General features: G+C 73.7%; 22 protein-coding genes. 11 read left to right on the forward strand and 11 right to left on the reverse strand.

Annotation, left to right across the window (positions count from 1 at the left end; genetic code table 11):
* Window positions 1–41 precede the first annotated feature (41 nt).
* The 6 genes from pgsA to WMF27_RS14300 form a co-directional block, all read right to left on the reverse strand.
* Complete coding sequence (gene pgsA / locus WMF27_RS14275; protein WP_437768326.1) at window positions 42–698, reverse strand: CDP-diacylglycerol--glycerol-3-phosphate 3-phosphatidyltransferase; 657 nt, start codon at window positions 696–698, stop codon at window positions 42–44.
* Window positions 688–2361: a tetratricopeptide repeat protein gene (locus tag WMF27_RS14280; protein WP_437768325.1), complete on the reverse strand. Its 1674-nt coding sequence runs from the start codon at window positions 2359–2361 to the stop codon at window positions 688–690. Before WMF27_RS14280 ends, pgsA begins: the two co-directional genes overlap by 11 nt.
* A 37-nt stretch (window positions 2362–2398) precedes the next feature.
* Window positions 2399–3124, reverse strand: a complete 726-nt coding sequence (hisA, locus tag WMF27_RS14285) for a 1-(5-phosphoribosyl)-5-[(5-phosphoribosylamino)methylideneamino]imidazole-4-carboxamide isomerase (RefSeq protein WP_437768324.1) — start codon at window positions 3122–3124, stop codon at window positions 2399–2401.
* 74 nt (window positions 3125–3198) lie between these two features.
* Window positions 3199–4170, reverse strand: a complete 972-nt coding sequence (locus WMF27_RS14290; RefSeq protein ID WP_437768323.1) for a hypothetical protein — start codon at window positions 4168–4170, stop codon at window positions 3199–3201.
* A gap of 97 nt (window positions 4171–4267) precedes the next feature.
* Window positions 4268–5833, reverse strand: coding sequence for a protein kinase domain-containing protein (locus WMF27_RS14295; protein ID WP_437768322.1), 1566 nt, complete (start codon window positions 5831–5833; stop codon window positions 4268–4270).
* A gap of 112 nt (window positions 5834–5945) precedes the next feature.
* Window positions 5946–7055 (reverse strand): formylglycine-generating enzyme family protein, encoded by a 1110-nt coding sequence (locus WMF27_RS14300; RefSeq protein ID WP_437768321.1) that lies wholly within the window; start codon window positions 7053–7055, stop codon window positions 5946–5948.
* A gap of 334 nt (window positions 7056–7389) precedes the next feature.
* Here WMF27_RS14300 and WMF27_RS14305 point away from each other — a divergent pair, with 334 nt between their 5' ends.
* From WMF27_RS14305 to WMF27_RS14320, 4 genes are all read left to right on the forward strand, one after another.
* Window positions 7390–8244 (forward strand): SIR2 family NAD-dependent protein deacylase, encoded by an 855-nt coding sequence (locus WMF27_RS14305; RefSeq protein WP_437768320.1) that lies wholly within the window; start codon window positions 7390–7392, stop codon window positions 8242–8244.
* A gap of 5 nt (window positions 8245–8249) precedes the next feature.
* Window positions 8250–8798, forward strand: coding sequence for a non-canonical purine NTP pyrophosphatase (locus WMF27_RS14310; RefSeq protein ID WP_437769848.1), 549 nt, complete (start codon window positions 8250–8252; stop codon window positions 8796–8798).
* Window positions 8799–9002: 204 nt separating this feature from the next.
* Window positions 9003–10040, forward strand: a complete 1038-nt coding sequence (locus WMF27_RS14315; protein WP_437768319.1) for an aldo/keto reductase — start codon at window positions 9003–9005, stop codon at window positions 10038–10040.
* Between the two features lie 108 nt (window positions 10041–10148).
* Window positions 10149–10823 carry an HAD-IB family phosphatase gene (locus WMF27_RS14320; protein ID WP_437768318.1) on the forward strand — a complete coding sequence of 225 codons (675 nt, stop codon included), beginning with the start codon at window positions 10149–10151 and terminating at the stop codon, window positions 10821–10823.
* An 81-nt stretch (window positions 10824–10904) separates the two neighbouring features.
* Here the strand turns inward: WMF27_RS14320 and WMF27_RS14325 are convergent, their stop codons facing one another.
* Entirely contained in the window at window positions 10905–11381 is a 477-nt protein-coding gene (locus WMF27_RS14325; RefSeq protein WP_437768317.1) for a pyridoxamine 5'-phosphate oxidase family protein, read from the reverse strand.
* Between the two features lie 383 nt (window positions 11382–11764).
* Between WMF27_RS14325 and WMF27_RS14330 the strand changes: the two genes are divergently transcribed.
* Window positions 11765–12703 (forward strand): sensor histidine kinase, encoded by a 939-nt coding sequence (locus WMF27_RS14330; protein ID WP_437768316.1) that lies wholly within the window; start codon window positions 11765–11767, stop codon window positions 12701–12703.
* A 12-nt stretch (window positions 12704–12715) separates the two neighbouring features.
* Here WMF27_RS14330 and hisH read toward each other — a convergent pair whose 3' ends face one another.
* Window positions 12716–13393 carry an imidazole glycerol phosphate synthase subunit HisH gene (gene hisH / locus WMF27_RS14335; protein ID WP_437768315.1) on the reverse strand — a complete coding sequence of 226 codons (678 nt, stop codon included), beginning with the start codon at window positions 13391–13393 and terminating at the stop codon, window positions 12716–12718.
* A gap of 3 nt (window positions 13394–13396) precedes the next feature.
* Complete coding sequence (gene hisB, locus WMF27_RS14340; RefSeq protein ID WP_437768314.1) at window positions 13397–13984, reverse strand: imidazoleglycerol-phosphate dehydratase HisB; 588 nt, start codon at window positions 13982–13984, stop codon at window positions 13397–13399.
* Window positions 13985–14152: 168 nt separating this feature from the next.
* Here hisB and WMF27_RS14345 point away from each other — a divergent pair, with 168 nt between their 5' ends.
* The 4 genes from WMF27_RS14345 (at window position 14153) to WMF27_RS14360 (ending at window position 19353) form a co-directional block, all read left to right on the forward strand.
* Window positions 14153–15754 (forward strand): serine/threonine-protein kinase, encoded by a 1602-nt coding sequence (locus WMF27_RS14345; RefSeq protein WP_437768313.1) that lies wholly within the window; start codon window positions 14153–14155, stop codon window positions 15752–15754.
* On the forward strand, window positions 15751–16866 hold the full coding sequence (locus tag WMF27_RS14350; RefSeq protein WP_437768312.1) for a PEGA domain-containing protein: 1116 nt from the start codon (window positions 15751–15753) through the stop codon (window positions 16864–16866). Before WMF27_RS14345 ends, WMF27_RS14350 begins: the two co-directional genes overlap by 4 nt.
* Complete coding sequence (locus WMF27_RS14355; protein ID WP_437768311.1) at window positions 16863–17771, forward strand: hypothetical protein; 909 nt, start codon at window positions 16863–16865, stop codon at window positions 17769–17771. Before WMF27_RS14350 ends, WMF27_RS14355 begins: the two co-directional genes overlap by 4 nt.
* Window positions 17772–18507: 736 nt before the next feature.
* Window positions 18508–19353, forward strand: a complete 846-nt coding sequence (locus WMF27_RS14360; RefSeq protein WP_437768310.1) for a hypothetical protein — start codon at window positions 18508–18510, stop codon at window positions 19351–19353.
* A gap of 18 nt (window positions 19354–19371) precedes the next feature.
* On the opposite strand, the gene WMF27_RS14365 is transcribed toward WMF27_RS14360, so the two are convergent.
* Window positions 19372–21498 carry a thrombospondin type 3 repeat-containing protein gene (locus tag WMF27_RS14365; RefSeq protein ID WP_437768309.1) on the reverse strand — a complete coding sequence of 709 codons (2127 nt, stop codon included), beginning with the start codon at window positions 21496–21498 and terminating at the stop codon, window positions 19372–19374.
* Window positions 21499–21559: 61 nt separating this feature from the next.
* The gene (locus tag WMF27_RS14370) at window positions 21560–22786 is read right to left on the reverse strand and encodes a hypothetical protein (RefSeq protein WP_437768308.1); all 1227 of its coding nucleotides are present in this window, start codon (window positions 22784–22786) and stop codon (window positions 21560–21562) included.
* 175 nt (window positions 22787–22961) lie between these two features.
* Between WMF27_RS14370 and WMF27_RS14375 the strand changes: the two genes are divergently transcribed.
* Entirely contained in the window at window positions 22962–24017 is a 1056-nt protein-coding gene (locus WMF27_RS14375) for a PEGA domain-containing protein (RefSeq protein ID WP_437768307.1), read from the forward strand.
* Window positions 24017–25993, forward strand: coding sequence for a hypothetical protein (locus WMF27_RS14380; RefSeq protein ID WP_437768306.1), 1977 nt, complete (start codon window positions 24017–24019; stop codon window positions 25991–25993). Before WMF27_RS14375 ends, WMF27_RS14380 begins: the two co-directional genes overlap by 1 nt.
* The last annotated feature ends 14 nt before the right edge of the window (window positions 25994–26007 follow it).

Consider the following 26007-nt stretch of genomic DNA (forward strand, 5'->3'; position numbering starts at 1 on the left):
CGCTGGTCTAGCAGAACCAGGCGGGCTTGCCTATTGCCCATCTACTGCGGAGGCGCCGGCCGGTTCTTGGCGTCGATGGCGTCGATGAACAGGCCCATGTACTGCGCGGCGCTCGTGATCGAGAAGACGAGCGATAGATAGATGAGCAGCCGTCCGACGTGCACCACGTCGACCTCTCCGAAGTCGACGCCGAGGTGGATGTGGTACGGGTAGCCGAGGATCAGGCAGACGATCCCGATCATCTGCAGCGCTGTCTTGATCTTCCCGCCGTCGCCCGCCGCGATGACGAGCCCCTCGGTCGAGGCGATGGAGCGGAGCGCCGTGATCGTGATCTCGCGCGAGATGAGCAGCACCACCGCCCACGCCGGGATCCGGCCCATCGGCACGAGCCACACGAGCGTCGCGGCCACGATGAGCTTGTCGGCGAGCGGATCGAGGAACTTGCCGAGCACGCTCACGAGGCCCTGCCGCCGCGCCAGGTAGCCGTCGAGCATGTCGGTGATCGCCGCGAGCGAGTAGACGCCCGCGGCCCAGAAGCAGTCCCGCGGCGCGCCCCTCGACAGCAGCAAGAGGACGGCCGGGATCATGAGGATCCGGGCGAACGTGAGCAGGTTCGGGAGGTTCCGCGCGTCTTCCCAGAGCGTGCGCCGCCGCTGCGCCTTGATGCCCCGCAGGGACGTGCCCGCGCTAGCGACCATCGACCAGAACCATCCCCTCTCCGCCGAACGTCACGAAGCCCTGCATCCCTCCGGGCGCCTCGGAGGCGGGCAGCGTGCGCGGCAGGAGCCGGCCCATCCACCCGAGCACCGCGGTCGCGCGCATCGACGTCGGCCGCGACGGGGTGATCTCCAGCGCGGCGGCGCGCTCGGGCACCGACAGGACCATGTGGCCGCGGCCGCGGAGCTGCACCATCGCGACCGCCTCGCCCTCGCCGGCCGGCAGGCGGCCGTTCTCGTAGCCGATCGGCAGATCGAAGCCGGCGAGGACGTCCTCGCGCAGGTAGATGGACTCTTCCCCGAGCGTCACCGGGTGGAGCCGCCGCCCCTCCGGCGCGCCGAGCACGAGCTCGCAGCGCCCGCCGATCTCGATGAAGGGCGTGCTCGGCCCGCCGAGCGGCTCGTCGAAGATGCGCCCGCGCGCCTGCCGCTTCAGTACATGCGTGGCGGTCCCGGAGTGCACGCTCATGGTGCGCAGCGCGTCGAGCCGGGCGACGAAGCCCTTCGACGACTGCACGAGCACGACGCCGGTCGGGTGCCGCGTGATCGCGGCCTCGCGCGGGAAGACCAGCAGCCGCTCGCGCGCGAGCGCCGAGAGCGTCTCCAGCGGCGGCGCCGCGGCCGGCGGCGGCGCGGCGGGCGCCGCGGCGGCCGGCGGCAGCGAGGACGACGACGTCCGCCCGGCCGCCTTCTTGCTCGCCGCCGCCGCGTCCGTCGCCGCGGGGACGGCGATCGCGAAGCGGCCCGTCGCGGAAGGCTCCTCGGGCGCCACCGTGCTGCGGCGCACGGTCGGGGCCACGCTCCCTCCCAGCGGCGCCTGCACCGCCGGCATCGACGGGACCGTCGGCGCCGCGCCGACCCTCGGGCCGGGAGCCTTGCCCGCGCCGGGCGGGCTCGTCGCGCCCCCCGCGCGGCCGTCCGCCCCGAGGCTCTTGAACGACGGCGGCGCCGGGATGGTCGGCATCGTCTCGCGGCCAGGCTCGATGGCCGACCATGTCCCTGACGGGATGCGCGGCAGATCCGAGTCGTGCCGGAAGCCAGCGCCGGCGCGATCGAGCGCCTGCACCGCCTCGCCTGCGGCGCGCTGCACCTCGGCCTTGGCCTCTATCGGCGGCTGATCCTCGGTGTCGGGCGGATCCATCGCGTAGCGGCTCGCGGCGCCGCTCGTCATGTCGAGCAGGCGGCGCGCCATCGCGTCGTGGCCGCCCGCCGCGAACGCGTGGCTCGCGCGCTCGTAGTCGCCCATGCGCTGGAACGCGAGCCCCAGGTAGCCCCACGCGCGCTGGTGCTTCGGGTTCTGCTCGAGCGCCTTCTCGAGCTCGGCCCGCGCCTGCGCCGGCTGCCCGGTCTTGAGGTACGAGAGCGCGAGGTTGATGCGCGGCTCGACCGCATCCGGGTGGGCCTGGATCAGCCGCTCATAGATCGCGATCGCCCGCGGGTAGAGCCCCAGCCGGAAGTAGACGATCCCGAGCAGGTCTTGCCCCTTGGGATCGCTCGGCTGGAGCGACAGCGCGCGCTCGAGCTCTGCCTTCGCGGCGTGGACCCGGTTGTCCTGCAGGAGCTCGCTGCCCCGGTGCAGGTGGAACAGGAACTCCTCCGCCGCGACTTCGCGTGTGGAGGGCCGTGGGTCGTCGCGCTCGTGCATTGTCGGGGGGATCGTACACGAAAACCCACACACGCCGTCAGGCGCTCGCCGCCTCGATCGCCTCGGCGAGCGTGAAGGCCCCCTCGTAGAGCGCGCGGCCGACGATGACGCCGCTGACGCCGGGGATCTGCGCGAGCGCGCGCAGGTGAGCGAGCGATCCGACGCCGCCGGAGGCCAGGACGGGGAAGCCGCACGCGGCGGCGAGCTCGCGGGTGGCTTCCAGGTTGGGGCCGACCTGCGTGCCGTCGCGGGAGACGTCGGTGTAGAGGAGCGCCGCGACGGGGGCGCCGGCGAGCGCGCGGGCGACGTCGAGGGCGGTGACGGAGGAGACCTGCTCCCAGCCCTGCACGGCCACGCGCCCGTCCTTGGCGTCGACGGCGACCACGACGCGCCCCGGGAAGCGGCCGGCGAGGTCGCGCACGAGCGCGGGGTCGTTCACCGCGGCGGTCCCGAGCACGATGCGATCGGCGCCCAGCGCGAGGTAGCTCTCGGCCGCGGCGGCGGAGCGGATGCCGCCGCCCACCTGCACGCTGCCGCCCTCCGCGCCGAAGGCCGCGATGACGGCGCGGACGGCGTCGGCCTGGACGGGCAGGCCGGCGCGGGCCCCTTCCAGGTCGACCACGTGCAGCCGAGCGCAGGCGCGGCGGAGGCGCGCGGCGAGCGCCGCCGGGTCCTGGTCGTAGACGGTGACCTGATCGTAGCGCCCTTGATGGAGGCGCACGGCCTGGCCTCCGAGGAGATCGATGGCGGGGATGAGCTGCACGCGGCGGGTCTAGCGCGCCTCCGCGCCGGCGGGTAGAGGCGGCGAGGGCGGCGACGGCCCGCGGCGCCGCCGCGTCACCACGACCCGCTCGCCCCGAGCACGACCCCCTCCGGGCCTGCCGCGAGCACCCCTGCGCGGATCCGCCTTGACGGCGCGCCGGCGGTCATGTCGCTCTGCTTCGGCTCGGTCAGGTAGAGGACCGCCGCCGCCCCGAGCCCGGCCAGCCCCACGCCGAAGCCGATCGTGCTCACGAGCCCTGTGGTGCTCGCGCTCTCCGCCGCGTCCAGGCCCGTCGGGTCGCAGGCCGTCGGGTCGCTCAGGCCGATCCCGCTGCCGCAGTGGTCGCGGACGGCGCTCTTCTTGCCGAGCGTGAGCGCGCCCGTCACCGCGCCGAGCACGAGCCCCGCGACGCCGACGCCGCCGGCCGCGTAGACGGCCGCCCGCCGGCCGGAAAGGCCCTCGGCGGACGGCGCCGGCGCGCTGCTCACCCGCAGCTCGACGCGCTTCTTCTCGCCGTGAGCGAGGTGGATCCGCGTCTCCTGGACAGGCCCTCCCGGCGCCTGCGTCGACACGACGTGCTCTCCCGGATCCACCGGCACGCTCGCGCCCAGCGCGGCGCTGTCCACCGCGCGACCGTCGCGCTTCACCGCCGTCCCCGCGGGGGCTCCGGGCGGGAGGGAGAGCGCGAGCTCCGGCACGAGCGGGGCCAGCTTCTCGCGCTCCTCCTTGGCGACCTTGGGCCGCTCGCCTTGCCGGCGCTTCTGCTCCGGCGTCAGCTGCTCGTGGAGCGCGAGGTACTCCCCGAAGTGCGTGAACGCGCTCGCGACGCGGCCCCACCTCGACTCGCAGACGGCCAGCGTGAAGAGCGCCCCCGGCTTGGGCTCGATCCGATGGCTCTCGGCGATCGCGTCGCAGCCGGTCTCGTACCGGCCCGCCTCCATCTCGGCGAGGCCCCGGTCGAAGAGGGCCTCCGCGGCCGCGCTGTCCTGCGCCGCGGCGGGCGTCGCGGCGGCGAGCGGCCAGAGGACGAGAGCGAGGGGAGCCATCCGGCGCAGGCGACGTGTCATGTTCTGGGGCATCCACGGGCGAAGGTGTCAACCGCTGCCGGCGAGGGTCGGACCGGCGGCGCGGCGGACATCGGTCTCAATCTCGTCCGAGCAAAGGGACTTTGGGGCGAGCGGCGGCGCCTGTTCGCCCGGTCGAAGCGGGCCTCGGCGTCGCCTTCGGGGGAGCGCCCGCCGCCCCGCGCGCGGCCGGCCTCGCGCTGGTCGCGGGCTGGGTGGGCTCCGCGGCGAGCGCTGGCGCGGAGGCGCTGGGCGGCGGCGCGGGCGGCGCTGCCGGCGGCGTCGCGCTCGGCGCAGCGGTGGCGGCGGCGCTCGCCGAGGCGGCGTCCGGCGCAGCGGTGGCGGCGGCGCTCGCCGAGGCGGCGTCCGGCGCAGGGGCCGAAGGCGGCGCGGCCACGGCCGGATCGGCCTGGGCCCCGGCGTGGATCAGGAGCCAGGTCCCTGCGCCAAGCACCCCGAGCCCGAGGACGACCGCGGCGGCGACGAGCGGGGCTCGGTTTGGCGCGATCGGTGTGATGTTCCCTGAAGGGACGGACGTCACCGACGTCTCCATGGTCGCCGCGAGGGGCGCGACCGGGGAGCGAGACGGGTGCTCCGGCCCCATCGGGCCGACGCTCGTCGCCACCGGCGGCATCATCGAGGGCGCCGTGAGCGCGGGCGCGGTGAGCGCGGGCGCCGGCGTGGCGAGCGCGTGCGCCGAGGGGCTCGCCAGGGCCCAGGGCGGCGTGGTCGGGCGGGGCGAACGCCCGCTGCTGGCCGGGGCGAGGCCGAGCAGCTCGGAGAGCGCCTGCGCCGCATCGCTCGCGAGGCGGAACCGCGCCGCTGGATCGACGGCCGTGGCCCGAGCGAACCAGCCATCGAAGCTCTGCGGCAGCACCACCCGCTGCGACATCGCCCGGTGGACCGGCGGCTCCTGCGGCCCCTGGACGGCCACGAGCGCGAACGCGATCACGTCGTTCGCGCTGAGCGCCTCCGGGCTCCAGTACGGCGCCCCCACGAGCAGCGTGTACGCGATCATCCCGAGCGCGTAGATGTCGACGGCGCTGGTGAGCTTCGTGTCGGTGCGGAACTGCTCGGGCGCCATGTAGATGGGCGTCCCGAGGCTCCGCGTGATGCCGGCCGCCGTCCCGCCCTCGGCGAGCAGCTTCGCCACGCCGAAGTCGAGGATCTTCATGCGGGGCGTCCCGTCGTCCCGCTGGGTGACGAACAGGTTCTCCGGCTTGAGATCCCGGTGGATGATGGACGCCGCGTGGGTCCGATCGAGGGCCGACGCGGTCTGCTGGAGGTACGTCGCGACCTCGCCGGGAGGCAGCCTGCCGAGGCGCTTGAGGCGCTGGCCGAGCTCCTCGCCGCGGAGCAGCTCCATCACGAGGAACGGCATGCCTGTCGCCTCGTCGATGCCCGCGTCGAAGACGTCGACGATGTACTCGCTCTCGATGTCCGCCGTGATCTGCGCTTCGCGCTTGAAGCGGCTGCGCATCTCCTCGCTCTGGAAGAGGTACGCGTGCATCACCTTCAGCGCCCGGCGGCGGTTCGTCTCGATGTGCACCACCTCGTAGACGGACCCCATCGCGCCCACGGCGAGGAGGCGCGCCACGCGATAGCGGTGCGTGAAGACCGTTCCGTCCGCGAGCGTGCCCGACACGGCGGGAGGGTCGCGCGCGGCGGCTGTCGCGTCAAGGTTCCAGGGACCCCCGAAGGGCGGCGCGCGCCGCGCGGAGCGGCGGCCGCGACGCCGCGATGCCCAGCTGCGCGCATCACCGCGCTCGTGCGCACCGCAGCCCCGCGCCGGCGAAGTGGCCCTCCGGCGAGCGCTCCTGGAAGGCGGAGGTGAGCAATGTCTCCTTCCCGCTGCGCCAGCCCCCGCCCCAGATCATGTGGTTCGTGTCGGGGGTGAGGACGGCGCAGTCGTCGCACGCGATCGGGTCGTCCGCCGCGAACGAATCCAGCACCCACTCCCACACGTTTCCCCCCAGATCCGCGTGTCCCCACCGCCCGTCGCCCCGCGGCGACCTCGACCCGCCCGGCTGGAGGTCCGCGATCTCGCACGACCCGTCGAGGCCGCAACCGTACACCGCGTAGCTCTCGTCGGGCTCCGGCGCGCTCTCCGGGCTCGACCATGGATACGCGCGCTGCTCGTCCCCGCCGGCGGCCGCGTGGCGCCGCTCTGCTGACGTGGGCAGCCGGCCGCCGTCCCACGCGCAGAACGCGAACGCCACGTACCAGCTCACGCAGGCCACGGGCAGGAGCTCGTGCTCGCCCACCTCGTCGGTCCATGAAAAATAGGGATCCTCGCAGTGCAGCGACGCCGAGAGCGCCGCCCGGTCCACGGGCAAGTTGGCGTCCCACGCGGCGCGCCACCCGCTGTCCGGAATCTTCGGGTGCGCTCCTGCCCCCACCACGGGCCAGCTCGCCGGGTACTCCGACAGGAACGCGCGGAACCGCCCCACCGTCACCTCGAACCGATCCAGCCGGAAGTCGCTCACCGTCGCCAGGCGCGGCTCGGCGTCGCCCCGATCGAACGTGCCTCCGGGCACCGCCAGGCTCCCGCAGCAGCCCTCGTCTCCGCGCGGCCCGCAGATCGCGTCCATCTTGGCGCAGCTCCGGGGGACGACGCAGCGCCCGCCGTCACACAGGGGCGCCTCCGCCGGGCACTCGGCTTCCTCCTGCCACGCTCCGGCCTCGTCGCACGTCTGCGGCCTGTTCTGCGCGCACCGCACCTCCTCCGGCGCGCACGTCTCGGCGCCGCCTCCGCTTCCGCCGTCCGCCAGGTGGTACGGCTTGTCCACGCCCGCGATCGCCGTGCAGCCCCCGATCACGAGGCATGCCCCCGTCCACGTCGCCACGGCAGACGCTGCGATCTGCATCAGCGCCGCGCTCCGAGGCGCTCGACCGGCGCGGACCGCACCGCGCGCAGCGGACGCCAGGCGGCCATTCCAAGGATCTCCATGCGCGGGATTCTACTGACATTTCGCCTCGCGAGAGGGCCCGCTCGACGCCGCTCTGCCGCCGTGGGGAGCGAGGTGCGACCGGCGCCCTCCTCCGCAGCGCCGAGCTCTGCCGCGTGCTGCCGCGTGCGTCCCGCTGCATCGCGGCTTCTGTCCTTGGCGCGCCGGCCGCCATCCGCTCGGGGCGAGGCGTTCCGGCCCGGCGGGCGCTGGTTGCGCGAGGTCGTCGGGCAGATACCATCGCTCGCTGAAGATGGCTGTACTCACGCTCGAGCAAGCGGCGATCCCGCTCCGGCAGGCGTACCGGGAACGTCGCCTCATTCCCTTTCTGGGCGCGGGCTTCTCTGCCCCGCTCCGGCTGCCGATGTGGAAGGAGCTGATGGGGTGGATGGGCGCCGCGCTCGGGTTCGAGCCAGCGCTCTTCGAGCTGCACGGCCTGCCCCCGCAGCTCGCCGGCTTCTTCGCCCGCGAGTGCGCGGGCGGCCTCGACAGCTTCATCGCCGAGATGCGCGCGCGCTTCCACGCGCGCGAGGTCGACGAGCGGCGCAGGAGCTCCTGCCAGCACAAGGCCCTGGCGCGCCGCGACTTCTCGACCATCTACACGACCAACTTCGAGCACCACATCGAGGAGGCGCTGCGGGACGCAGGAAAAGAGGCCGTGGCGCTCGCCAGGTTCGACGACTTCGCGCGGTGCCCGGCGCAGGGGGCGTGCCACGTCATCAAGTTTCATGGAGATCTCGACTGGCCCGAGACGGTGGTGCTCACCGAATCGCAGTACTTCAGCCGCCTCCGGCTCGAGGCGGCGCCCGATCAGCGCCTGCGGGCCGATCTGCTCAGCAACAGCTTCCTCTTCCTCGGCTACAGCTTCGGCGACGTCGACATCCGGTACATCTGGTACCGCATGGAGCAGATGCGCATCGAGGGCAGCCCGCAGCTCGCGAGGCGCGCGTCGAACCGCCGCGGTTACTGGGCGACCTTCGGCGCCGGGCTCGTCCAGCCGGCGCTGCTCGAGGACTGGCACATCGACGTGATCGAGCTCGACCCGAACGACAAGACGAAGAGCGTCGTGGCCCTGCTCGACGCTCTGGACGGGCGAGGGGACGGGTGACGGCGATGGTCACGGTCTATTTCGTCTCCTCGAACCACCGCAAGCTCGCGGACATGACCTATGTATGGAAGGACGCCCCGACGCCGCTCCGCGTCCTCCGGCTCGACGTGCCCCAGATCCTCTCCTCGGATCTCGACACCGTCGTACGCGAGGAGGCCCTCGCCGCCTACCGGCTCTCCCTCGTGCCGCTCTTCGTCGAGCACGGCGGCCTCTTCATCGAGCACCTGAACGGCTTCCCGGGCCCGCTCGCGATGCCGTTCTGGGAGCGGCTGCAGGACCGGATTTGCTCCCTCATCCCACCGGGGCAGTCGCGCGCGGCGCACGTGGTCCAGAAGGTGTGTTATTGCGACGGCCGGACGCTGCGTGTCTACACGGGCAGCGTCCCCGGCGAGATCGCCGTCGAGCAGCGGGGAGACGAGGGCATCCACTGGGAGCCGATGTTCATCCCGGCCGGGCACACCCGCACGCTCGGGCAGATGCCTCGTGACGAGCGCCTCCGGTGCTCTGCGAGCGCGGAGGCGCTGCGGGCGTTCCGGTTCGATCTCGGGCTGTGATCGCGGAGCGCGCCAGACGGGCCGTGCTGGCGGGCCGCTGCGGCGCTCCCTGCAGCGCCGCGCGCTGGCCACGGCGGTGCTTGACTTCCGGATCGCTTTGGAGTTCCTACCCCTCCACGACCGCGGCAAGGGGGCGAGAGCCTGATGTCCGGCGCTCCTCCCCCTGCGCTCAGAGGTTGTCCCCATTTGGCGCGGAGGCGATTCATGGAGTTCAGACAGCTCGGCGGGTCAGGGTTCAAGGTACCGGTGCTGAGCCTCGGGACGGGGACGTTCGGTGGCTCCAACGAGTTCTTCCGGGGGTGGGGCGCGAGCGACGTGGCCGAGGCGACCCGGCTGGTCGACGTCTCGCTCGAGGCCGGGATGAACATGTTCGACTCGGCCGACATCTACTCCGACGGGCTCGCCGAGGAGATCCTCGGCCACGCGATCAAGGGCAGGCGCGACAAGGTCATCCTCTCCACCAAGGCGACGTTCCGGAGCGGCAAGGGCCCCAACGACGTCGGCTCGTCGCGGTACCACCTGATCCGGTCGATCGAGGGGAGCCTGCGCCGGCTGCAGACGGATTACATCGATCTCTTTCAGCTGCACGGCTTCGACGCGGTCACGCCGCTCGAGGAGACGCTCGGCACGCTGGACGATCTCGTGCGAGCGGGGAAGATCCGCTACCTCGGGTGTTCGAACTTCTCCGGCTGGCACCTGATGAAGTCGCTCGCGGTGTCGGAGAAATATGGGCTCTCCCGGTACGTGGCGCACCAGGCCTATTATTCGCTGGTGGCGCGCGACTACGAGTGGGAGCTGATGCCGCTGGCGCTCGATCAGAAGGTCGGCGCGGTGGTCTGGAGCCCGCTGGGCTGGGGGCGGCTCACGGGGAAGATCCGGCGCGGGCAGCCGTTGCCGGAGGTCAGCCGGCTCCGGAACAAGCTGTCTGTCGAGGGGGGGCCGCAGATCGACGACGAGTACCTCTATCGTGTGGTCGACGCGCTCGACGAGGTGGCGAAGGAGACGGGCAAGACCGTCCCGCAGATCGCGCTCAACTGGCTGCTGCAGCGGCCGAGCGTCGCGAACGTGATCATCGGCGCTCGTAACGAGGAGCAGCTCCGACAGAACCTCGGGGCCGTCGGCTGGAACCTCGCGCCGGAGCACATCGCGAAGCTGGATGCTGCGAGCAAGGCGAAGCTGCCCTATCCCTACTTTCACCAGACCGGGTTCAGCGAGCGCAACCCGTTCCCTGTCGCGCTGTGACGGCCGCGGCCCCCGGCGCGATCGGCGGCCGCGGTCATGGACGGGCGCTGGTCGGACCAGGGCAGCACGGCGGTGGCGTCCGGCGTGGCGGCGTGCAAATGAGCGGTCGTGCTCATTCTTTGCGACTTCGACGGCACCATCACCCGCGACGACCTGACGAACCGGATCTGGGACGCCCACCTTCGCTATGACTGGCGGCAGGTGCTGCTCGCGCCTGCCGCCCGCGGCGAGATCACGCCGTTCGAGCTCCTCCGCCGCGGCTACGCCGACGTGGATCGCCCGGCCGCCGAGCTCCTGGCCGCGCTGCGCCCGCACGCCGAGCTGCGGTCGGGCTTCGGGGATCTTCTGGCCCTGTGCGCCCGCCGCGCGTGGGAGTTCCACGTGATCAGCCACGGCCTGCCGTTCTACATCCGCGAGTTCCTGCCGCCGGGCACCGCGTTCTCTTGCTTCGATGCGGTCTTCGATGGGCGCTGGCGCGTGACCGTGCCCGAGACGGTGCCGCTCGGCCCCGGCGAGGACTTCAAGATCCGCGTGCTCGACCAGCTGAAGGCGGCCACCGGCGAGACCTCCACGGTCTACATCGGCGACGGCCGGCTGGACTACCCCGCCGCGCGGCGCTGCGATCGCGTGTTCGCGGTGCGGGACAGCGCCCTCGACGTGCTCTGCTCCCGCGACGGGATACCGTGCACACCCTTTGACGGCTTTGCCGAGATCTGCGCGGCGCTCGAGAGCAGCGCCCCTGGCGGGGAGCGCGCGGCCGACGCCACGCCGCCGCCTGGCTGATCCATCCGAGGTTCCTCCAGCCCAAGGGCCCTCTCGCTCCGGGTCACGCCTGCTCGATCGCCGCCGCAGGCGCGGCGCGGCTCAGATGTGCTTCGGCGGGTTCAGCTTGTCTTCCGCCGACCTCCGCTGGACGAGCGCCTTGGCCTTCTCGTAGAGGACCCGCAGCCGCCCGCCCTCGGGCTCCCAGTACTCGGCGCGCTCGACATAGAGCTTCAGGAGGGCGGCGTGCGGGTGGGTGGGGCCGGCCGGCAGCCACGCCTTCCACGAGGGCTTCCAGAGGCTCTGGATCTTCTCCTCGTTCCTCTCGATCGTCGCGCGCGCCGAGATCGAGATGTACGCCCGATCCCGCGGCCTGTAGCAGCAGACGGCCACCTGGTGCTCGCGGGCGATCTCGCCTGTCTTCGCCGCCTCGTCCTCCGTCACGAACCAGAGATCGCAATCCATCAGCTCGGCCGGCTCCTGGATCTCCATCGGTCGCCCCCGCATCAGCCCTTCCGGCGTCATCGTGACGAGCATGGCGGTGTCGAACTCCCTGAGCAGCGCGTGCAGCTCGCTCATGGATCCGCGTACCTGAGCCCTGGCCCCCGGCTCCATACTCCGGTGTTGCTCTCCACTCTGGTGTTGCATGCGGACAAAGCTGCTCCGCGGACCCTGCCCCGCAAGCAGGGGCGCACCCTGACCCGTGTACCGCAGCGGCCTGGCGGCGCTCCGGCGTGACCCGAGGCGCCGCCCGCTGCAGAACGGCCCAGGCGGCTCGGCTCACCTTCGCTGGTTTTTTGCGCAGTGGACGGCGCGATGCGACGCCTTGACGCGCGTCCGCTCGGCAGATGGGGCGCTCGCCTGCCGCCAGAAGTGGCAATCTGCGGGCCATCCTGGGGCGGCACACCCCGTGCTTTCGCGGGCGCGGAGGCACACCACAACTCCGCCCAGCAGGCTCTGCCATGACCGCGTTTTTGGACGACTTCGACCCTCCTCTCCCCGCTGTCCCGATCCGCGACGACACCGCCCGGATCCGGGAGGATTTCCTCGTGCTCGCCGCGCACGAGATCAGGACGCCCGTGACATCGCTCCTCCTGCAGCTCCAGCTGACGAAGCGGATGAGCCAGCAGGAGCCGGAGAAGACCCCGGCGTGGGCGGCGGCGATGTTGATCGTCTTCGACCGTCAGCTCGGCCGTCTCGCCCGGCTCTGCGACGACATGTTCCAGGCGAGGCACGGCGGCCTGGCCCGCGGCGCCCCGGCGCGCGAGCCGGTCGATCTCGTCGGGCTCATCCGCGAGGTGATCGCGACGGCGGTCGCGCACCGGCCGGCCGCGTGCGGCGCCATCTCGGTCGCGGCCGAGGGCCCGGTGATCGGCTGGTGGGACCGGTCTCACCTCGAGCGCATGGCGTTCCACCTGATCAAGAACGCGCTCACCTTCGGCGAGGGCAAGCCGATCTCGATCGAGGTGCGCGCGACGCGCGCGCGGGCGCGGCTCATCGTGCGCGACCGCGGCATGGGGATCGCGCGGGAGGACCAGGCGCGGATCTTCGCGCGCTTCGAGCGGGCCGTCCCGGTGGAGCGCTTCGGCGGCCTGGGGCTCGGCCTGTACATCGCGCACGTCGCGGCGCGCGCGCACGGCGGCGCGATCCGGGTCGAGAGCGAGCTCGGCTGCGGCGCGGCCTTCATCGTCGATCTCCCGCTCGCCCCGCGGCGGCCGCAGCGGGGGAGGGCGGCGCGGCGCTCCTCGCCGATCTCCGCGCCGGTTCCCCCCTCGCGCCCGCGCCGGGCGCGGCGCGGGCGCGGCGTGGGCGCGCCGCGCGCGTCCGAGCTTCCCCTGGGCGCGCACCTCAAGCTCGCGCAGGTCAAGCAGGTGCACCAGCGCCTGCTGCGCCCGCACTGACGCGCGGGCGGGTCAGCCGTTCAGGAAGCGGGCGAGCAGGCGCAGGCCGGCGGCCTGGCTCTTCTCGGGGTGGAACTGCGTCGCTGTGACGTTGTCCCGCTCGATCGCGGCGGTGATGCGGTGCGGGCCGTGCTCCGTCGTCGCCGCGACAAGCGCGGGGTCGAGCGGGACGGCGTGGTAGCTGTGGACGAAGTAGACGAAGGGGCGCTCGCCCGCGAACACCGCGAGCGGGCCCCGCACCTCGCGCGCGAACGCGATGCGGTTCCAGCCCATGTGGGGGATCTTGATCCCGACCCAGGGCTCGCCGGGAGCCGCGTCCGCCCCGGCCGCGCTCGGCTGCGCGGTGAGGCGCTCGACGGTGCCGGGGAACACGCCGAGCCCGCGCGCGCCCTCCGCCTCCTCGCTCCCGTCGAAGAGCGCCTGCATGCCGAGGCAGATGCCGAGGTAGGGCGTCCCCTTCCGGATCTGCCCCCGCAGCGCCTCGCCGATGCCGCGCTGCAGCGCCGCGGCGCAGTCGCGGAACGCGCCCTGGCCGGGCACCACCACCTTGTCGGCCCGGCCGATGATCTCCGGGTCGCCCGTGCGCGTCACCGCGCACGGCGCGCCGGCGTCCTCGGCGGCCTTCTGGAGCGCCCGCTCCACGGAGCGCAGGTTGCCCATCCCGAAATCGACGAGCGCGACGGCTTGCATGGCTCAGAGGCTCCCCTTGGTGGACGGGATACCGGCGACGCGCGGCTCGAACCGGGTCGCCTTCATCAGCGCCTTGGCGAACGACTTGAAGCAGATCTCGACGATGTGGTGCAGGTTGTCCCCCTCGATGAGGCGGACGTGGAGGTTCGCGCCGACGCCGCGCGCGAAGCCCTCGAAGAACACCGGGGCGAGCTCGACGTCCCAGGTGCCGAGCTTCGCCTTGGGCAGCGGCACGCGCCAGACGAAGTAGGGCCTGCCGGAGAGGTCCAGCGCGCACTGCGCGAGCGCCTCATCCATGGGGAGCGTCGCCTCGCCGTAGCGGGCGATGCCCGCCTTGTCGCCGAGCGCCTTCTGCACGGCCGTGCCCAGGGTGATGCCGCAGTCCTCGGTCGTGTGGTGGCCGTCGATCTCGACGTCGCCCTCGGCGTGGATCGCGAGGTCGAACAGGCCGTGGCGGGCGATCTGATCGAGCATGTGCGTGAGGAAGGGGAGCGGCGTCTTGATCTCCGAGCGGCCCTGGCCGTCGAGATCGATCTCGATGCGGATGTCGGTCTCGCGCGTCTTGCGCTCGACGTTGGCGATGCGGGGCATGGCGCGTAGGGTAGTCGCCCTCGGCGGCAAGGGAAGCGGCGTGATCCCGATGACGTGACGGGCGACCCGGCAATGGCCTTGGACGCGAGCGCCGGATCGCATAAGGTGGCCCCCTGGATAACGTGGCGGTGGTGGCGCCCTGGAGGCAGCCCCAGCGCGGGAGCGTCCGTGAGCTCACCGGTCACCGAAGGTCAAATTCTATCGGGGAAATACCGGGTCGAGCGCATCCTCGGGCAAGGGGGCATGGGCGTCGTCGTCGCCGCGTTGCACGAGCAGCTCCACCAGCGGGTCGCCATCAAGCTGCTCCATCCCGGCGCCAACGACGAGATGGTGGAGCGCTTCGTGCGCGAGGCGCGCGCGGCGGTGCGCCTGAAGAGCGAGCACGTCGCGCGCGTGCTCGACGTCGGGACGCTCGAGACGGGCGCGCCGTTCATGGTGATGGAGTACCTGGACGGCAGCGACCTCCAGGAGACGCTGCGGCAGCGCGGCCCGCTCGAGCTGGAGGAGGCCGTGGGCTACGTGCTCGAGGCCTGCGAGGCCATCGCGGAGGCGCACGCGGCCGGCATCATCCACCGCGATCTCAAGCCGGCGAACCTCTTCCTCACGCGCGCGGCGGACGGCAGCGGCATGGTGAAGGTGCTCGACTTCGGCATCTCGAAGGCGCTCGCGGACCCGTCGACGGCCGGGGCCGAGCCGGAGCTCGGGCTGACGAAGACGGCGATGGTGCTCGGCTCGCCCCTCTACATGGCGCCCGAGCAGATGCGCTCGGCGCGCTCGGTCGACGCGCGCGCCGACATCTGGTCGCTCGGCGCCATCCTCTACCAGCTGGTCACGGCGCGTGTCCCCTTCGACGCGAGCTCGCTGTCCGAGCTCATCCTGATGATCAACACCGAGCCGCCGCCGCCCCCGAGCACGTTCCGGAGCGACCTGCCGCCGGGCCTCGAGGCGGCGATCCTGCGCTGCCTCGAGAGGGACGTCACGAAGCGCTTCAAGTCGGTCGCCGAGCTCGCGGGCGCCATCGTCGATTTCGGGCCTCCGCTCGCGCTGGCCTCGCTGGAGCGGATCGAGCGGACGCTGGGGCTCGTCCCCGCGGTCTCCTTCCGGGACCGGGCGAGCTCCGTGCGCGAGCGCATGAGCACGCCGCCCCCCTGGCAGACGTCGCAGGAGCGCGTGAGCGGCGTCCCCGCGGCGACCGCGCGGCACAGCGCGGCGCCGCCCGCCGGCGCGACGGCGGGCGGCGCGGCCGGCCACACGGCTGGCCCGGCGGGCACCGCGCCCGGGGCGCGCGCGCGGAGCGGCGTCGTGCTCGCGCTGGCCGTGGTGGGCGCCGCCGTGGTGATCGGCGGGGTCCTGCGCTTCGTCACGTTCCATGGCGGCGCGGACGCTCCTCCCGCCGACCTGTCCGCCGCGACGGCGACCGCCTCCGCCGAGCCCTCGGCGCCCGCGACGCCGGCCCCGCCCCCGCCGGTCGCGCCTCCGGAGGTGACCGCGGAGCCGCAGCCGCCGGCGACCGTTGCGCCGTCGGCGACCGTGTCCCCGGTGGCGACCGCCGCGCCGGTGGCCACCGCGGCGCCGCTGCCGACCGCCGGGCCGAAGACGCCGGCGAGCGCGACGCCGGTCGCCACGGGCCCTCGGCCGAAGCCCACCGCCGCGCCCTCGGCCCCACCGGCCGCGACCGCCGCGCCGACCGCGACCGCGACCGCGACCGCGACTGCCGCGCAGCCGGGGAGCATCTTCGATGTGCTGAACGACAAAGGTAAGCCCAGATGAGTTGGCCAGGAAGCGAACGGCTCCCGCTGTGGAGCCGCAGGGGCCGGCGTACCGGCGCCGCGGTCGCGCTCGGCGGCGCCGTGCTGACGGCCCTCGCGCCCGCGGGGGCGCAGCCGGCGCCCGCGGGGGCGCAGCCGGCGCCTGCGGGAGCGCAGCCGGCGCCCGCGGGGGCGCAGCCGGCGCCCGCCGCGGGCGCGCCTGCCGTCCAGGGGCCGCTGTCCGCGACGCTCACCGGCGAGGCCAAGGCCGAGTACGAGGCGGCGCGGATCCTCTTCAACGACGGCGACTACCGCAACGCCATCATCAAGTTCGAGCGTTCCTTCGAGCTCTCCGGCGACCCGCGGCTGCTCTGGAACATCGCCCTCTGCCAGAAGAACCTGAAGCGCTACGCGCGCCTCCTCGGGACGGTCGAGAGGCTCCTCAGGGACGCCGGCCCCCAGCTCGGGGAGCAGGATCGCCAGGACGCCGCCGCGCTCATCGAGGCGACGAAGGCCTACGTGAGCCGGCTCGATCTGAAGGCCAGCGAGGCGGGGGCCACGGTCTTCGTCGACGGCGAGGAGGTCGGCAAGACGCCGCTGAGCGAGCCCGTGCTGCTCGACGTCGGCACCCGGAAGATCCGGGTGACCAAGAAGGGCTTCAAGGACGTCGAGGTCTCCCAGCAGGTGACGGGCGGCGGCGAGGTCACGGTGACGGCCACGCTGGTGAAAGAGGTCCATCAGGGGCGGCTCATCGTCACGGCGGCGCCGGACGCCGTCATCTCCATCGACGGTCGCGTGGTCGGCCGCGGCGGCTACGACGGCCCTGTGCCGAGCGGCGGTCACGCGCTCCGCGTCACGGCGTCCGGCATGGTGACGCACCAGTCCGAGGTGATGATCCAGGACGACCAGACGCGCCGCGTGCAGGTCACGCTGGTCCCGCAGCCCAGGCAAGGGAACGTCGAGACCTGGCTCTGGATCGGCGGCGGCGTGCTGGTGGTCGCGGGCGCGGTCCTGGTCGCCACGGGGGTCTTCGGCCCGGAGCCGCCGGTCGACGGCCGCACGTCGCCCGGCTCGGTCTCCCTGGCCCGGAAGGGCGGCGCCACGTTCACGATCCCCTTCGGGGGTGGCCGATGAGCGCCGCCGCCCGGGCGGCGCTCGCCGCGCTCGCCGCCGTCGCTGCCTGCGGGTGCTCTCCGCCGGACGAGATCATGCTCGCCGTCTCGACGGATCTCGAGGTGCCCAAGGACTTCAGCGCCCTCCAGGTGCAGGTGTTCGAGGGCGGCACCCCCAAGTTCTCGGCGTCCTACGAGCGGCTCGGCAAGCCCGACGCCGCCGCGCGCCTGCCGGCGACGATCGGCTTCTACTCCTCGAGCGGCGGGGGCGACTCGATCCGGATCAAGGTCAGCGCCCTCATCGGGGACGAGCTCGGCGCGATACGCATCCTGCGCGAGGCGGTCACGAGGATCCCGAAGAACCGCGTCGCGCTGCTGACGCTGCCGCTCAACTTCCTCTGCGACGACTCGGGCGAGAGCGACGAGAGCGGCGGCGTGGTGAACAAGCACTGCTCGGAGGGGCAGACCTGCGTCGCGGGGGCGTGCGCGTCGAGCGAGGTCGACGCGGGCGCGCTCCCCGACTACGCGCCCGGGGACGTCTATGGCGGCGGCGACGGCGACGGCGACGGCGGTTGCTTCGACGTGACGGCCTGCTTCCAGGGCACGACGCCTGCGGAGGTCGACGCGGCGTGCTCGATCGCGGGCGAGGGCGGGGTCCCGCTCAACGTGGCGCTGGAGACCGCCGCGGGAGACGGGATCTGCGATGACGCCGACCGTTGCCTTGTGGCGCTCGACGCCGGCAGCGCCGATGGCTTCCGGGTGGCGGAGGACGGGCGGATCCAGCTGCCGACCGCCGTCTGTGATCAGGTGGCCGCCGGCAAGATCGCGGCCGTCGTGACGTCGCCGGTGACGGCCGCGTGCGTCCAGAAGACCGTGGGCCTGCCGACGTGCGGGCCGTGGTCGGCGTCGGGCTCCGCGAAGCCGTGAGGATGGAACCGCCAAGAGACGCCAAGAAACGCCAAGAAAAACACAAAAAATTGGCGTCTTTGGGCGTCTCTTGGCGGTTCAAAAGACCTTACCTTTGGCCGGAGTCCCCCTCCATCCACCCGAGGGCTCGCCGTCCGGCGTTCCGGCAGGTCGCGATCTGGGCGAGCGCTCGACATCGATGTGCCGTCGAGAGCGTGACCTGGGCTGACGCTCGTCGTCCGGCGTTCCGGCAGGTCGCGATCTGGGAAAGCGGTCGACAGCGACCCGCCGTCAAGGACGTGACCTGGGCTGACGCTCGCCGTCCGGCGTTCCGGCAGGTCGCGATCTGGGAGGACGCTCGAGCTCGGGTGTCCCGCCGAGAACGCGACCTGAGCTGACGCACGTCGTCAGGCGCTCGCCCAGGTCGCGATCTGCCCGAGCGCAGGAGCTCGACGCGCCGGCAAGATCGCGACCTTCCCAGGACCTTGCCAGGCTCGCGGAGCCCAGGTCCACACCTGGGCTTCCCTTCAAAATTACGCTCCGCGCCAGATCGGGGCCGCCTTCCTCCGGCTTTTGTGAGCCTCGGCCCATGACGGGCGCCGGTGAGGGCCGTCACGTCGCGTCGGTCACCCCGAGGCGCGCCCTGGGGCCGCGCTGCGCGCTCCGCGGTTGCTCCTGTAATCGGGTGTCATCGACAGGACACGAGACCGGCGCTTCCCTGGCACGACACGCTGTCCCCCACGTGGAGGTCTGTCCCATGTTGAAACACCTGATGATTGAAGAGATGGTCGCCCTCGTCGCTCCGTGGATCGAGGATGCCCAGCGGAAGCGGCTGTTCCTGTCGATCCCGGAGATCGCCGGGCTGCACGACAAGGTGGCCGAGGTCCACGGCGCCGTGCTGGCGGTTCGCCCGACCAAGACGGGCGTGTCGGCCGGGATGACGGCCTTCAACGAAGAGATCTCGAGGGTCGACGAGCGCCACGATCACCTGGCCAAGGCGGTCTCGTACGGCATCGACGCGCACCGCGAGCACTGTCTGGCGGAGGAGCCGCCGGACGTCGGGCGGGCGGAGGCGTGTGATCAGGCCCAGGCCAGCCTGTTCCCGACCGGGCTCGCCATCATCAAGGCGTCGCCCACCGCGGAGTCGGGCAACACGGCGCGGATCGCCCGGCTCCTCGACGAGGAGCCCTCGATCGCCGCGTTCCTCAAGGCGATCCCGGCGCCCGGCAAGACGACGCTGCTCCACACCGTGCAGCGGTGGATCGCGTCGGGCAAGGAGCTCTCGACGATCGAGCACCGGCGGGACGCGCTCGCCGCCAAGGAGAAGACCGCGCCGGTCGTGAACGCGACGATCCTGGCGGCGCGCAATCAATGGCTCCGCGTCGTCGCCGCGGTGCTCTCCAACCTGGAGATCTCCAGCGCTCCGGCGGAAGCCATCGAGACGATCCGCGGCCCCGTCCTGAAGGCGTCCGAGCGAGCCGGCAGGCGCTACGCCGGCGGCAAGGCCGGGAGCGCCGGCGCGGAGGGGCCTCGCCAGCCGGCGGCAGCGGGGGAGGGGGGCGCCGCCGCCGGAGGCGCCCCTGTCAGCACGGCCGTGGAGTGACGCGGCCGTCGGCGCGCGTCACCCGCGCCGCCGCCGCCACCGCGCGAGGAGCGCCGCAGCGGCGAGCCACGCCGCTGCCGAGCCCGCCGGCCCGCCGGCGCCCGCCGCGAGCCCGCAGCCGTTGCCGTGCGCCCGGGGGTCGCCGCGCAGCGGCCTGGGGGTGAGGCCCTCGCCGCCAGAGCCGTCTTCGCCGCCGCCCGCACCGGCGCCGCCGCCACCCGCACCGGCGTCGCCACCGCCCGAGCCCGCATCGCCGCCGCCGCCCGAGCCCGCGTCGCCGCCGCCCGCACCGTCTTTGCCGCCCGCGCCGCCGCCTCCGCTGCCGGCGTCGTCGGGCACGCAGCCGCCGGCCACGCAGGTGCCGCCGGGGCAGCGGGCGCCCTCGTTGGGGAAGAGCGCGCACTCGCCGTGCCTCGGGTGGCACTGCGCGGAGGTGCAGACGTTCCCGGAGGGCGCACACGCGACCGGATCGCCGCCCTTGCAGGCGCCGCCGTCGCACGCGTCGTTCCGGGTGCAGGGGTCGCCGTCGTCGCAGGGGGCGCCGTCGGGCTTCGCCGGCGCGCTGCAGTCGCACGCGTCGCCGACGTGGTCGCCGTTCGCGTCCTCCTGCCCTTCGTTCGGGAGGAGCGGGCAGTTGTCGTCGGCGTCGGGGGCGCCGTCGCCGTCGTCGTCGTCGTCGCACCGGTCGCCGTAGCCGTCGTCGTCGCCGTCGCGCTGGCTCGGGTTCGCCGTGAGCGGGCAGTTGTCGCCGTCGTCGGGCGCGCCGTCGCCGTCGTCGTCGTCGTCGCACGCGTCGCCCTCGCCGTCGCGGTCGAGATCGGACTGGTCGGGGTTCGGGATGGAGAGGCAGTTGTCCACGCCGTCCTCCACGCCGTCGTCGTCCCTGTCCAGCGCGTTCAGGTCGCACGCGTCGCCCCGGCCGTCCGCGTCGGCGTCGGCCTGATCGGGGTTGGGGACGAGCGGGCAGTTGTCGCCGTCGTCGCCCAGGCGGTCGTTGTCGTCGTCGTCGTCGCACGCGTCGCCGCGCTCGTCCGGCGGCGACTCGTCCTTGTTGTTCTCCTGCCCCGCGTTGGGCGCCGACGGGCAGTTGTCGATGTCGTCGGGCACGCCGTCGCCGTCGTCGTCGGGATCGCAGGCGTCGCCCGCGCCGTCGCCCTCGAGGTCCGACTGATCGGCGTTCGGCGTGAGCGGGCAGTTGTCGTCGCCGTCGAGGACGCCGTCGCCGTCGTCGTCGCCGTCGCACGCGTCGCCCTCGCCGTCGCGGTCGAGATCGGACTGGTCGGGGTTCGGGACGGAGGGGCAGTTGTCGTCGAGGTCCTTCACGCCGTCGCCGTCGCCGTCGCCGTCGCCGTCCGCGTCCCAGTTGACGACGTAGGACCGCTCGCGCGCCGACATCCCGGCGAGCGCCGGCGCCGGGAGCGCGTCGAGGTGGGCCGCGCCCGCGTGGGAGTCGGCCCGGCTCGCGCGCTGGCCGCCGAAGTGCATGACGATCCGCGTCCCCCCGGGCGGCAGCTTCAGGGTGAACTCGACGACGGGCCCCTGCGTCGCCGCGCAGTCGAAGGTGGTCATCCCGACGCTCCCCGGCACGATCGCCGCGGAAGGCCCGAAGAAATTGAAATGGAGGCTCGGGTCCCCCGCCATGTCGTCGGCGTCGTCCGTGGCGAGCCATCGATCCGCCGGCGTGAACGCCAGATCGCCCGTGTACGACTGCGTGATGGTGGTGCCGTTGTCGGATCCGACGTTGGTCTCGATCCGCACGACCGCCGTCCGCTCGCCGGTGGTGGGGTTGCGGAGGATCTCCAGGAAGCGCGCCCAGCCCTCGTCCGTCGGCACGTAGATCTTCCGGGTGACCTCGAGCTCGCCCATCAGCGCCGGCCCGTGGACGAGCTGCCGCCCGTCCATCTCCTCGGCCCGGGGCGAGGAGGGGAAGCTGGTCCCGTCCACCCGCAGCGCCATGCCGGTGTCGAAGGCGTCGTTCGTCCCGTCGCCGATCACCCCGTCCATGCCGATGTCCCACCGGAAGGCGAGGCCATCGATGAGGTCCTGCAGCGGGCCGGCGGCGGAGCACTGCGCGGCCGCGCTCCGCGGCGCCGCGGCGAGCGCCAGCGTGACGCCGAGCGCGGTGATCATGACGGTTCGCTTCATCCTCTTCACCCTCTCTCGCCGCGCGGGGCCGCGTCCCATGGCCCGATCGCGCTCGTCGCCGTCATCGCCCCGCGCCGCCGGCGGCCGGCCCCTGCTCGCCTTGCGCCGGCTCGGGGCAGCCGCGCCGCGACGGGTCGCCGCCCCCGGAGCCCGCGGCCGCGTGGGGGCAGAGGTCGTCCTGATCGGCGACACCGTCCTCGTCCTCGTCCTCGACGGGGCAGCCGTTCCTCTTCGCGTCGGCGCTGGCCGGGCCGTGCGCGTACGGGCACGCGTCCCGCGCGCCGGGGATGCCGTCCATGTCCGGATCCGCGTTCGCGTCCGCCGCCGCGCCGGCGGGCGGCGGCGCCGGGGGAGCCCACGCCACCGTCCCCATCGCGCGGAACGACGGCGTGCCGATCGCGTCGCCGATGCCCGGCCCGGCGGCCGCCCCGACGACGAGGCCGGCGAGGGGGCGGAACGGGCGGAACGGGCGGAACCGAGCGCCGAGCAGGAGCTCCGCGCTCGTCGTCCTCTCCACCTCGACCCGCTCGCGCGCGGTGAGCGACAGGGAGCCGCCCTGGAGCATCGTCTCGGCGACCACCTCCGGGCCGAGCTGCAGCCGCTCGTCCCAGAGGAGCACGCCCGCGCCGCCGCCATAGGCGAGCGTCGAGGGGCTCTCGGAGCTCCGCATCACCGCGCCGGCCGCGACGCTCCACACGACGCGCGCGATGCGCCCGCCGAGCAGGAGCTGCGGCGTGACGCGGACCGCGCCCTCGCCGACGTACGCGTCCGAGCTGCCCGTGGGCAGGTGCAGGGACGCGCTCGTGCCGAGCTGGAAGGGGTCGCCCTCGTCGCCGAGCAGCCGGACGCGCACGCCGAGGCGCAGATCGCCGAGCTCCGGGGAAGACGGCGCCTCGGGGGCGCCCGCGCCGGCCGCCGCCGCGGCGCCGTCGCCGCTCTGGGCGAGCGCGAGCGGCAGCGACGCCGAGACGAGCAGCCGATCCCACAGCGAGAGGGAGCCGCCGACGTGGAGGAGCGACTGGCTGCCGACGATCGTCCGCTCCGGCGAGGCGCCGCCTCCGAGCGTGAGCGGGTCCTCCGCGTGGTCGAACAGGGCGAGCCCGCGCGGGACCAGGTGCCCTCCGATGAACGGCGACGGCACACCGAAGAGCGGATCCCCCGCGGGTGTCGGCTCGAACCGGCTGAGCGCGACGGCGCCGGGCCCCTCCGCGCGCGCGGACGACGGGCCGAGGGCGATGCCGATCAGCGCGCCCGCGAGCGCCGCGCCCACCGTGATGAAGCCTCTCATGGGCGCCGGATGGTATCCCCGCCACCGCAAGCGGAGCAAAGGCGATTTGTCCGAGACGTTTCCAACAGTTGCTCGTGCGGCGCGTGCATCGGGTAACATCGCGGTGATCCGAGCTCGAGAGTCGGAGAGTCGGGGCGCGGCCATCGCGGCGTGCCTCCGCCAGCAAGGAGCATCGATGCGAGGGAAGCACCTGGGCCATTGGGGGCGCGCCACCGCGGCCGCGCTCGGCGTGTGGCTCGCGGCGGGCGTCGCCGCGGCCCAGCCGGCGCGCACGGCGCCCGCCGCGACGCCGCCCGCTGCGACGCCGCCCGCCGCGACGCCGCCCGCCGCGACGCCGCCCGCCGCGACGCCGCCCGCGGAGGCGCCGCTCGCGGAGTCGCTGACCGGGATGGCCAGGGCCGAGCACGGGGCGGGCGCGGCGCTGTTCGACGACGGCGACTACGCGGGCGCGCTCGCGCGGTACGAGCGCGCGTACGAGCTGTCGCGCGATCACCGGCTGCTCTGGAAGGTCGCGCTCTGCCAGAAGAACCTGCGGCGCTACGCGTCGATGCTCGCGACGCTGCGCCGGCTGGAGGCCGAGGGGGGCGCCGCGCTGTCGGCGCGCGACAGGCAGGACATCGCCGATCTGCTCAAGGCCGCCGGGATCTTCGTGTCCCTCCTCGCGATCACGGCGAGCGAGCCGGGGGCCGCGGTGTTCGTGGACGACGAGCCGGTCGGGACGACGCCGCTCGCCGCGCCGGTGCCGATCGACATCGGCGAGCGCCGCATCCGCGTGTCGAAGCCGGGCTTCGTCGATTTCGTCCGGCAGGTGAAGGTCGTGGGCGGCGACAGCGTCGTGCTCGAGGCGCGGCTCGACCGGGCGGTGCACCGGGGGCGGCTCGCCATCGCGGCGGGGCAGGACGATCTCATCGCGATCGACGGCAAGGTGGTGGGCAAGGGCCGCTGGGAGGGCTCGGTGCAGAGCGGGACCCACGCGCTGCGGGTGACGGCGCCGGGGATGGCGCCCCACGAGGCGCAGATCCTGGTCCGCGACGACGAGCGCCGCCGGATCGACGTGTCGCTCGAGCGCGCCGCGCAGCGGGGCGGCGCGAGCAAGTGGCTCTGGATCGGCGGCGGCGCGGCGATCTTCGCGGGCGCGCTCGTCGCGGGCTCGCTGCTCTTCGAGCCGGGGACGCCGGCGGAGCAGGGCAGCCTGGGCACGGTCCCACTCGGCTTCGGAGGGAGACGTTGATGCGGATGAAGCGGACGAAGCGGACGAAGCGGACGGGACCGATGTCGGCGGCGGCGTTGCTCTCGCTCGCGGCGGCGGCGGGGGCTCCGGCCTGCGGCGGGGAGAAGGGGCAGCTCATGGTCGTCTTCCAGACGGACATGTCGCTGCCGAAGGACATCGATACGGTCCGGATCGAGGCGACGCTCGACGGGTCCGTCGTCTACGACGAGACGTTCGAGCGGCTCGGGAGCGAGGGGTCGATCCTCCTGCCGGCGACGCTGGGCTTCCTCACGCCCGACGACCCGTCGCAGGCGCTCCGGGTGCGCGTCATCGCGAGCCGCGGCGGGAAGGACGGGGTGCGCCTGCTCCGCGAGGTGCTGACGACCGTGCCCGAGGGGCGCACGGCGACGCTGCACATGCCCATCCAGTTCCTGTGCGACGGCTCGGCCGAGGTCGAGCGCGACGAGCAGGGCAACGCGCGGCGGGACGCGGAGGGCAACGTGCTCGTCAAGAACAGCTGCCCCGAGGGCCAGAGCTGCGTCGCGGGCTCGTGTGTGCCGCGCGAGGTCGACTCGCGCGCGCTGCCCGATTACGAGGCCGTGGCGGTGTTCGGCGGCGGGGCAGGCGACGGCGACGGGCTCTGCTTCGACACTCTCCAGTGCTTCGCCGGCGCCGCGTCGGCGCCGATCGATCTCGAGGCGTTCGCCGCGGACGGCACCGTGTGCCGGGCCGCCGCGCCGAGCGGCGACGTGAACGTCGCGCTGCTCACGCAGGGCGGCGGCATCTGCGGCGAGAGCGCGTGTTTCGTGCCGCTCGACGCGGAGAGCGACGCGGGCTTCCGGGTGGAGGAGGGCAACGTGCTCCGGCTGCCGGTCGAGGTGTGCCGGCGGGCGCAGAGCGGCAAGCTGGCGGGGCTCGCGATCGCGGCGGCGGGCGAGGGGCAGTGCCGCAGGAAGGGCACGGATCTGCCGACGTGCGGCCCGTGGTCGGCGCTGCAGGGCGGCGAGTCGACGAGGCCCGACGCGTCGGCGCCGGTCCCCATCGCTGTGGCGCAGGTCCACCCGGTGTCGCTGCAGGTGGCGGGGGGCGGCGTGACGTGGATCGCGGGCGCCACGTTCGACGGGGAGGGGATGGCCCACGAGGACGGGGAGCTGAAGACGGCGCCCGTCGGCGGCGGAGATCCGCTGATCCTCGGCGCGACGCAGGCCTCGCCGCGGGATCTCGCGATCGACGAGGTGCGGCAGGTGGCCTTCTGGACGAACGCGGAGGACGGCACGCTGCGGGTGGTCCCGCTCGCGGGCGGCGAGCCGCGCGTGCTGCTCGCGGATCTGGAGCAGCCCGAGGGGCTCGCGCTCTCGGGCGGCGCGCTCGCGTGGACCGAGCTCTGGGGAGGCGGCGTGTTCCGGGCGCAGCTGAGCGGCAGCGGCGCGGACGTCGAGCTCGGCGCGCCGGAGGAGCTGACGCCGACCGGCGCGGCGTTCTCGTCGCCCTACCGCGTGGCCAGCGCGGGGGACACCGTGTGCTGGACGTACCAGGGCACGCTGGGCAGGACCGACGGGGCGGTGGCGTGCCGCGTGGGGGAGGCCTCGGTGACGATCGCCGCGGAGCAGCTCACGCCGCGCGAGATCGCGCTCGACGTGGACGGGGAGGGGAGCGCGGCGGCGGTCTACTGGGCGAGCTTCGAGGGCGGCAGCGTCTTCCGGGCGGATCTGAGCGGGGCGGAGGTCGGCGCGCCCGAGGAGATCGCGTCGGATCAGGGCCAGCTGAACGGCCTCGCGGTGGACGAGGGGCACGTGTACTGGACGCGGCGCGACGCGGGGACGGTCGTGCGCATGCCGAAGGGCGGCGGCGAGCAGGAGGTGCTGGCCTCGGGGCAGGCGCGGCCGGGCGACATCGCGGTGGACGAGGCGACCGTCTACTGGATCAACGAGGGATCGCCGGACGGCAGCGACGGCGCGCCGGTGAAGGACGGGGCGGTGCTGAAGCGCGCGAAGTGACGGGCGATAGTCCG

It is taken from the genome of Sorangium sp. So ce281, assembly GCF_051527395.1.
GTDB lineage: Bacteria > Myxococcota_A > Polyangia > Polyangiales > Polyangiaceae > Sorangium > Sorangium cellulosum_B.

Excerpts from the sequence above, each read along its gene's own strand:
- WMF27_RS14280 (WP_437768325.1), bottom strand. The coding sequence starts at position 2,361 with ATGCACGAGCGCGACGACCCACGGCCCTCCACACGCGAAGTCGCGGCG.
- WMF27_RS14290 (WP_437768323.1), bottom strand. The coding sequence starts at position 4,170 with ATGGCTCCCCTCGCTCTCGTCCTCTGGCCGCTCGCCGCCGCGACGCCC.
- WMF27_RS14325 (WP_437768317.1), bottom strand. The coding sequence starts at position 11,381 with ATGAGCGAGCTGCACGCGCTGCTCAGGGAGTTCGACACCGCCATGCTC.
- hisB (WP_437768314.1), bottom strand. The coding sequence starts at position 13,984 with ATGCCCCGCATCGCCAACGTCGAGCGCAAGACGCGCGAGACCGACATC.
- WMF27_RS14305 (WP_437768320.1), top strand. The coding sequence starts at position 7,390 with ATGGCTGTACTCACGCTCGAGCAAGCGGCGATCCCGCTCCGGCAGGCG.
- WMF27_RS14380 (WP_437768306.1), top strand. The coding sequence starts at position 24,017 with ATGCGGATGAAGCGGACGAAGCGGACGAAGCGGACGGGACCGATGTCG.
- WMF27_RS14375 (WP_437768307.1), top strand. The coding sequence starts at position 22,962 with ATGCGAGGGAAGCACCTGGGCCATTGGGGGCGCGCCACCGCGGCCGCG.
- WMF27_RS14350 (WP_437768312.1), top strand. The coding sequence starts at position 15,751 with ATGAGTTGGCCAGGAAGCGAACGGCTCCCGCTGTGGAGCCGCAGGGGC.
- WMF27_RS14365 (WP_437768309.1), bottom strand. The coding sequence starts at position 21,498 with ATGAAGCGAACCGTCATGATCACCGCGCTCGGCGTCACGCTGGCGCTC.
- hisH (WP_437768315.1), bottom strand. The coding sequence starts at position 13,393 with ATGCAAGCCGTCGCGCTCGTCGATTTCGGGATGGGCAACCTGCGCTCC.
- WMF27_RS14310 (WP_437769848.1), top strand. The coding sequence starts at position 8,250 with ATGGTCACGGTCTATTTCGTCTCCTCGAACCACCGCAAGCTCGCGGAC.
- WMF27_RS14315 (WP_437768319.1), top strand. The coding sequence starts at position 9,003 with ATGGAGTTCAGACAGCTCGGCGGGTCAGGGTTCAAGGTACCGGTGCTG.
- WMF27_RS14360 (WP_437768310.1), top strand. The coding sequence starts at position 18,508 with ATGTTGAAACACCTGATGATTGAAGAGATGGTCGCCCTCGTCGCTCCG.
- pgsA (WP_437768326.1), bottom strand. The coding sequence starts at position 698 with ATGGTCGCTAGCGCGGGCACGTCCCTGCGGGGCATCAAGGCGCAGCGG.
- WMF27_RS14370 (WP_437768308.1), bottom strand. The coding sequence starts at position 22,786 with ATGAGAGGCTTCATCACGGTGGGCGCGGCGCTCGCGGGCGCGCTGATC.
- WMF27_RS14330 (WP_437768316.1), top strand. The coding sequence starts at position 11,765 with ATGACCGCGTTTTTGGACGACTTCGACCCTCCTCTCCCCGCTGTCCCG.
- WMF27_RS14355 (WP_437768311.1), top strand. The coding sequence starts at position 16,863 with ATGAGCGCCGCCGCCCGGGCGGCGCTCGCCGCGCTCGCCGCCGTCGCT.
- WMF27_RS14300 (WP_437768321.1), bottom strand. The coding sequence starts at position 7,055 with ATGCAGATCGCAGCGTCTGCCGTGGCGACGTGGACGGGGGCATGCCTC.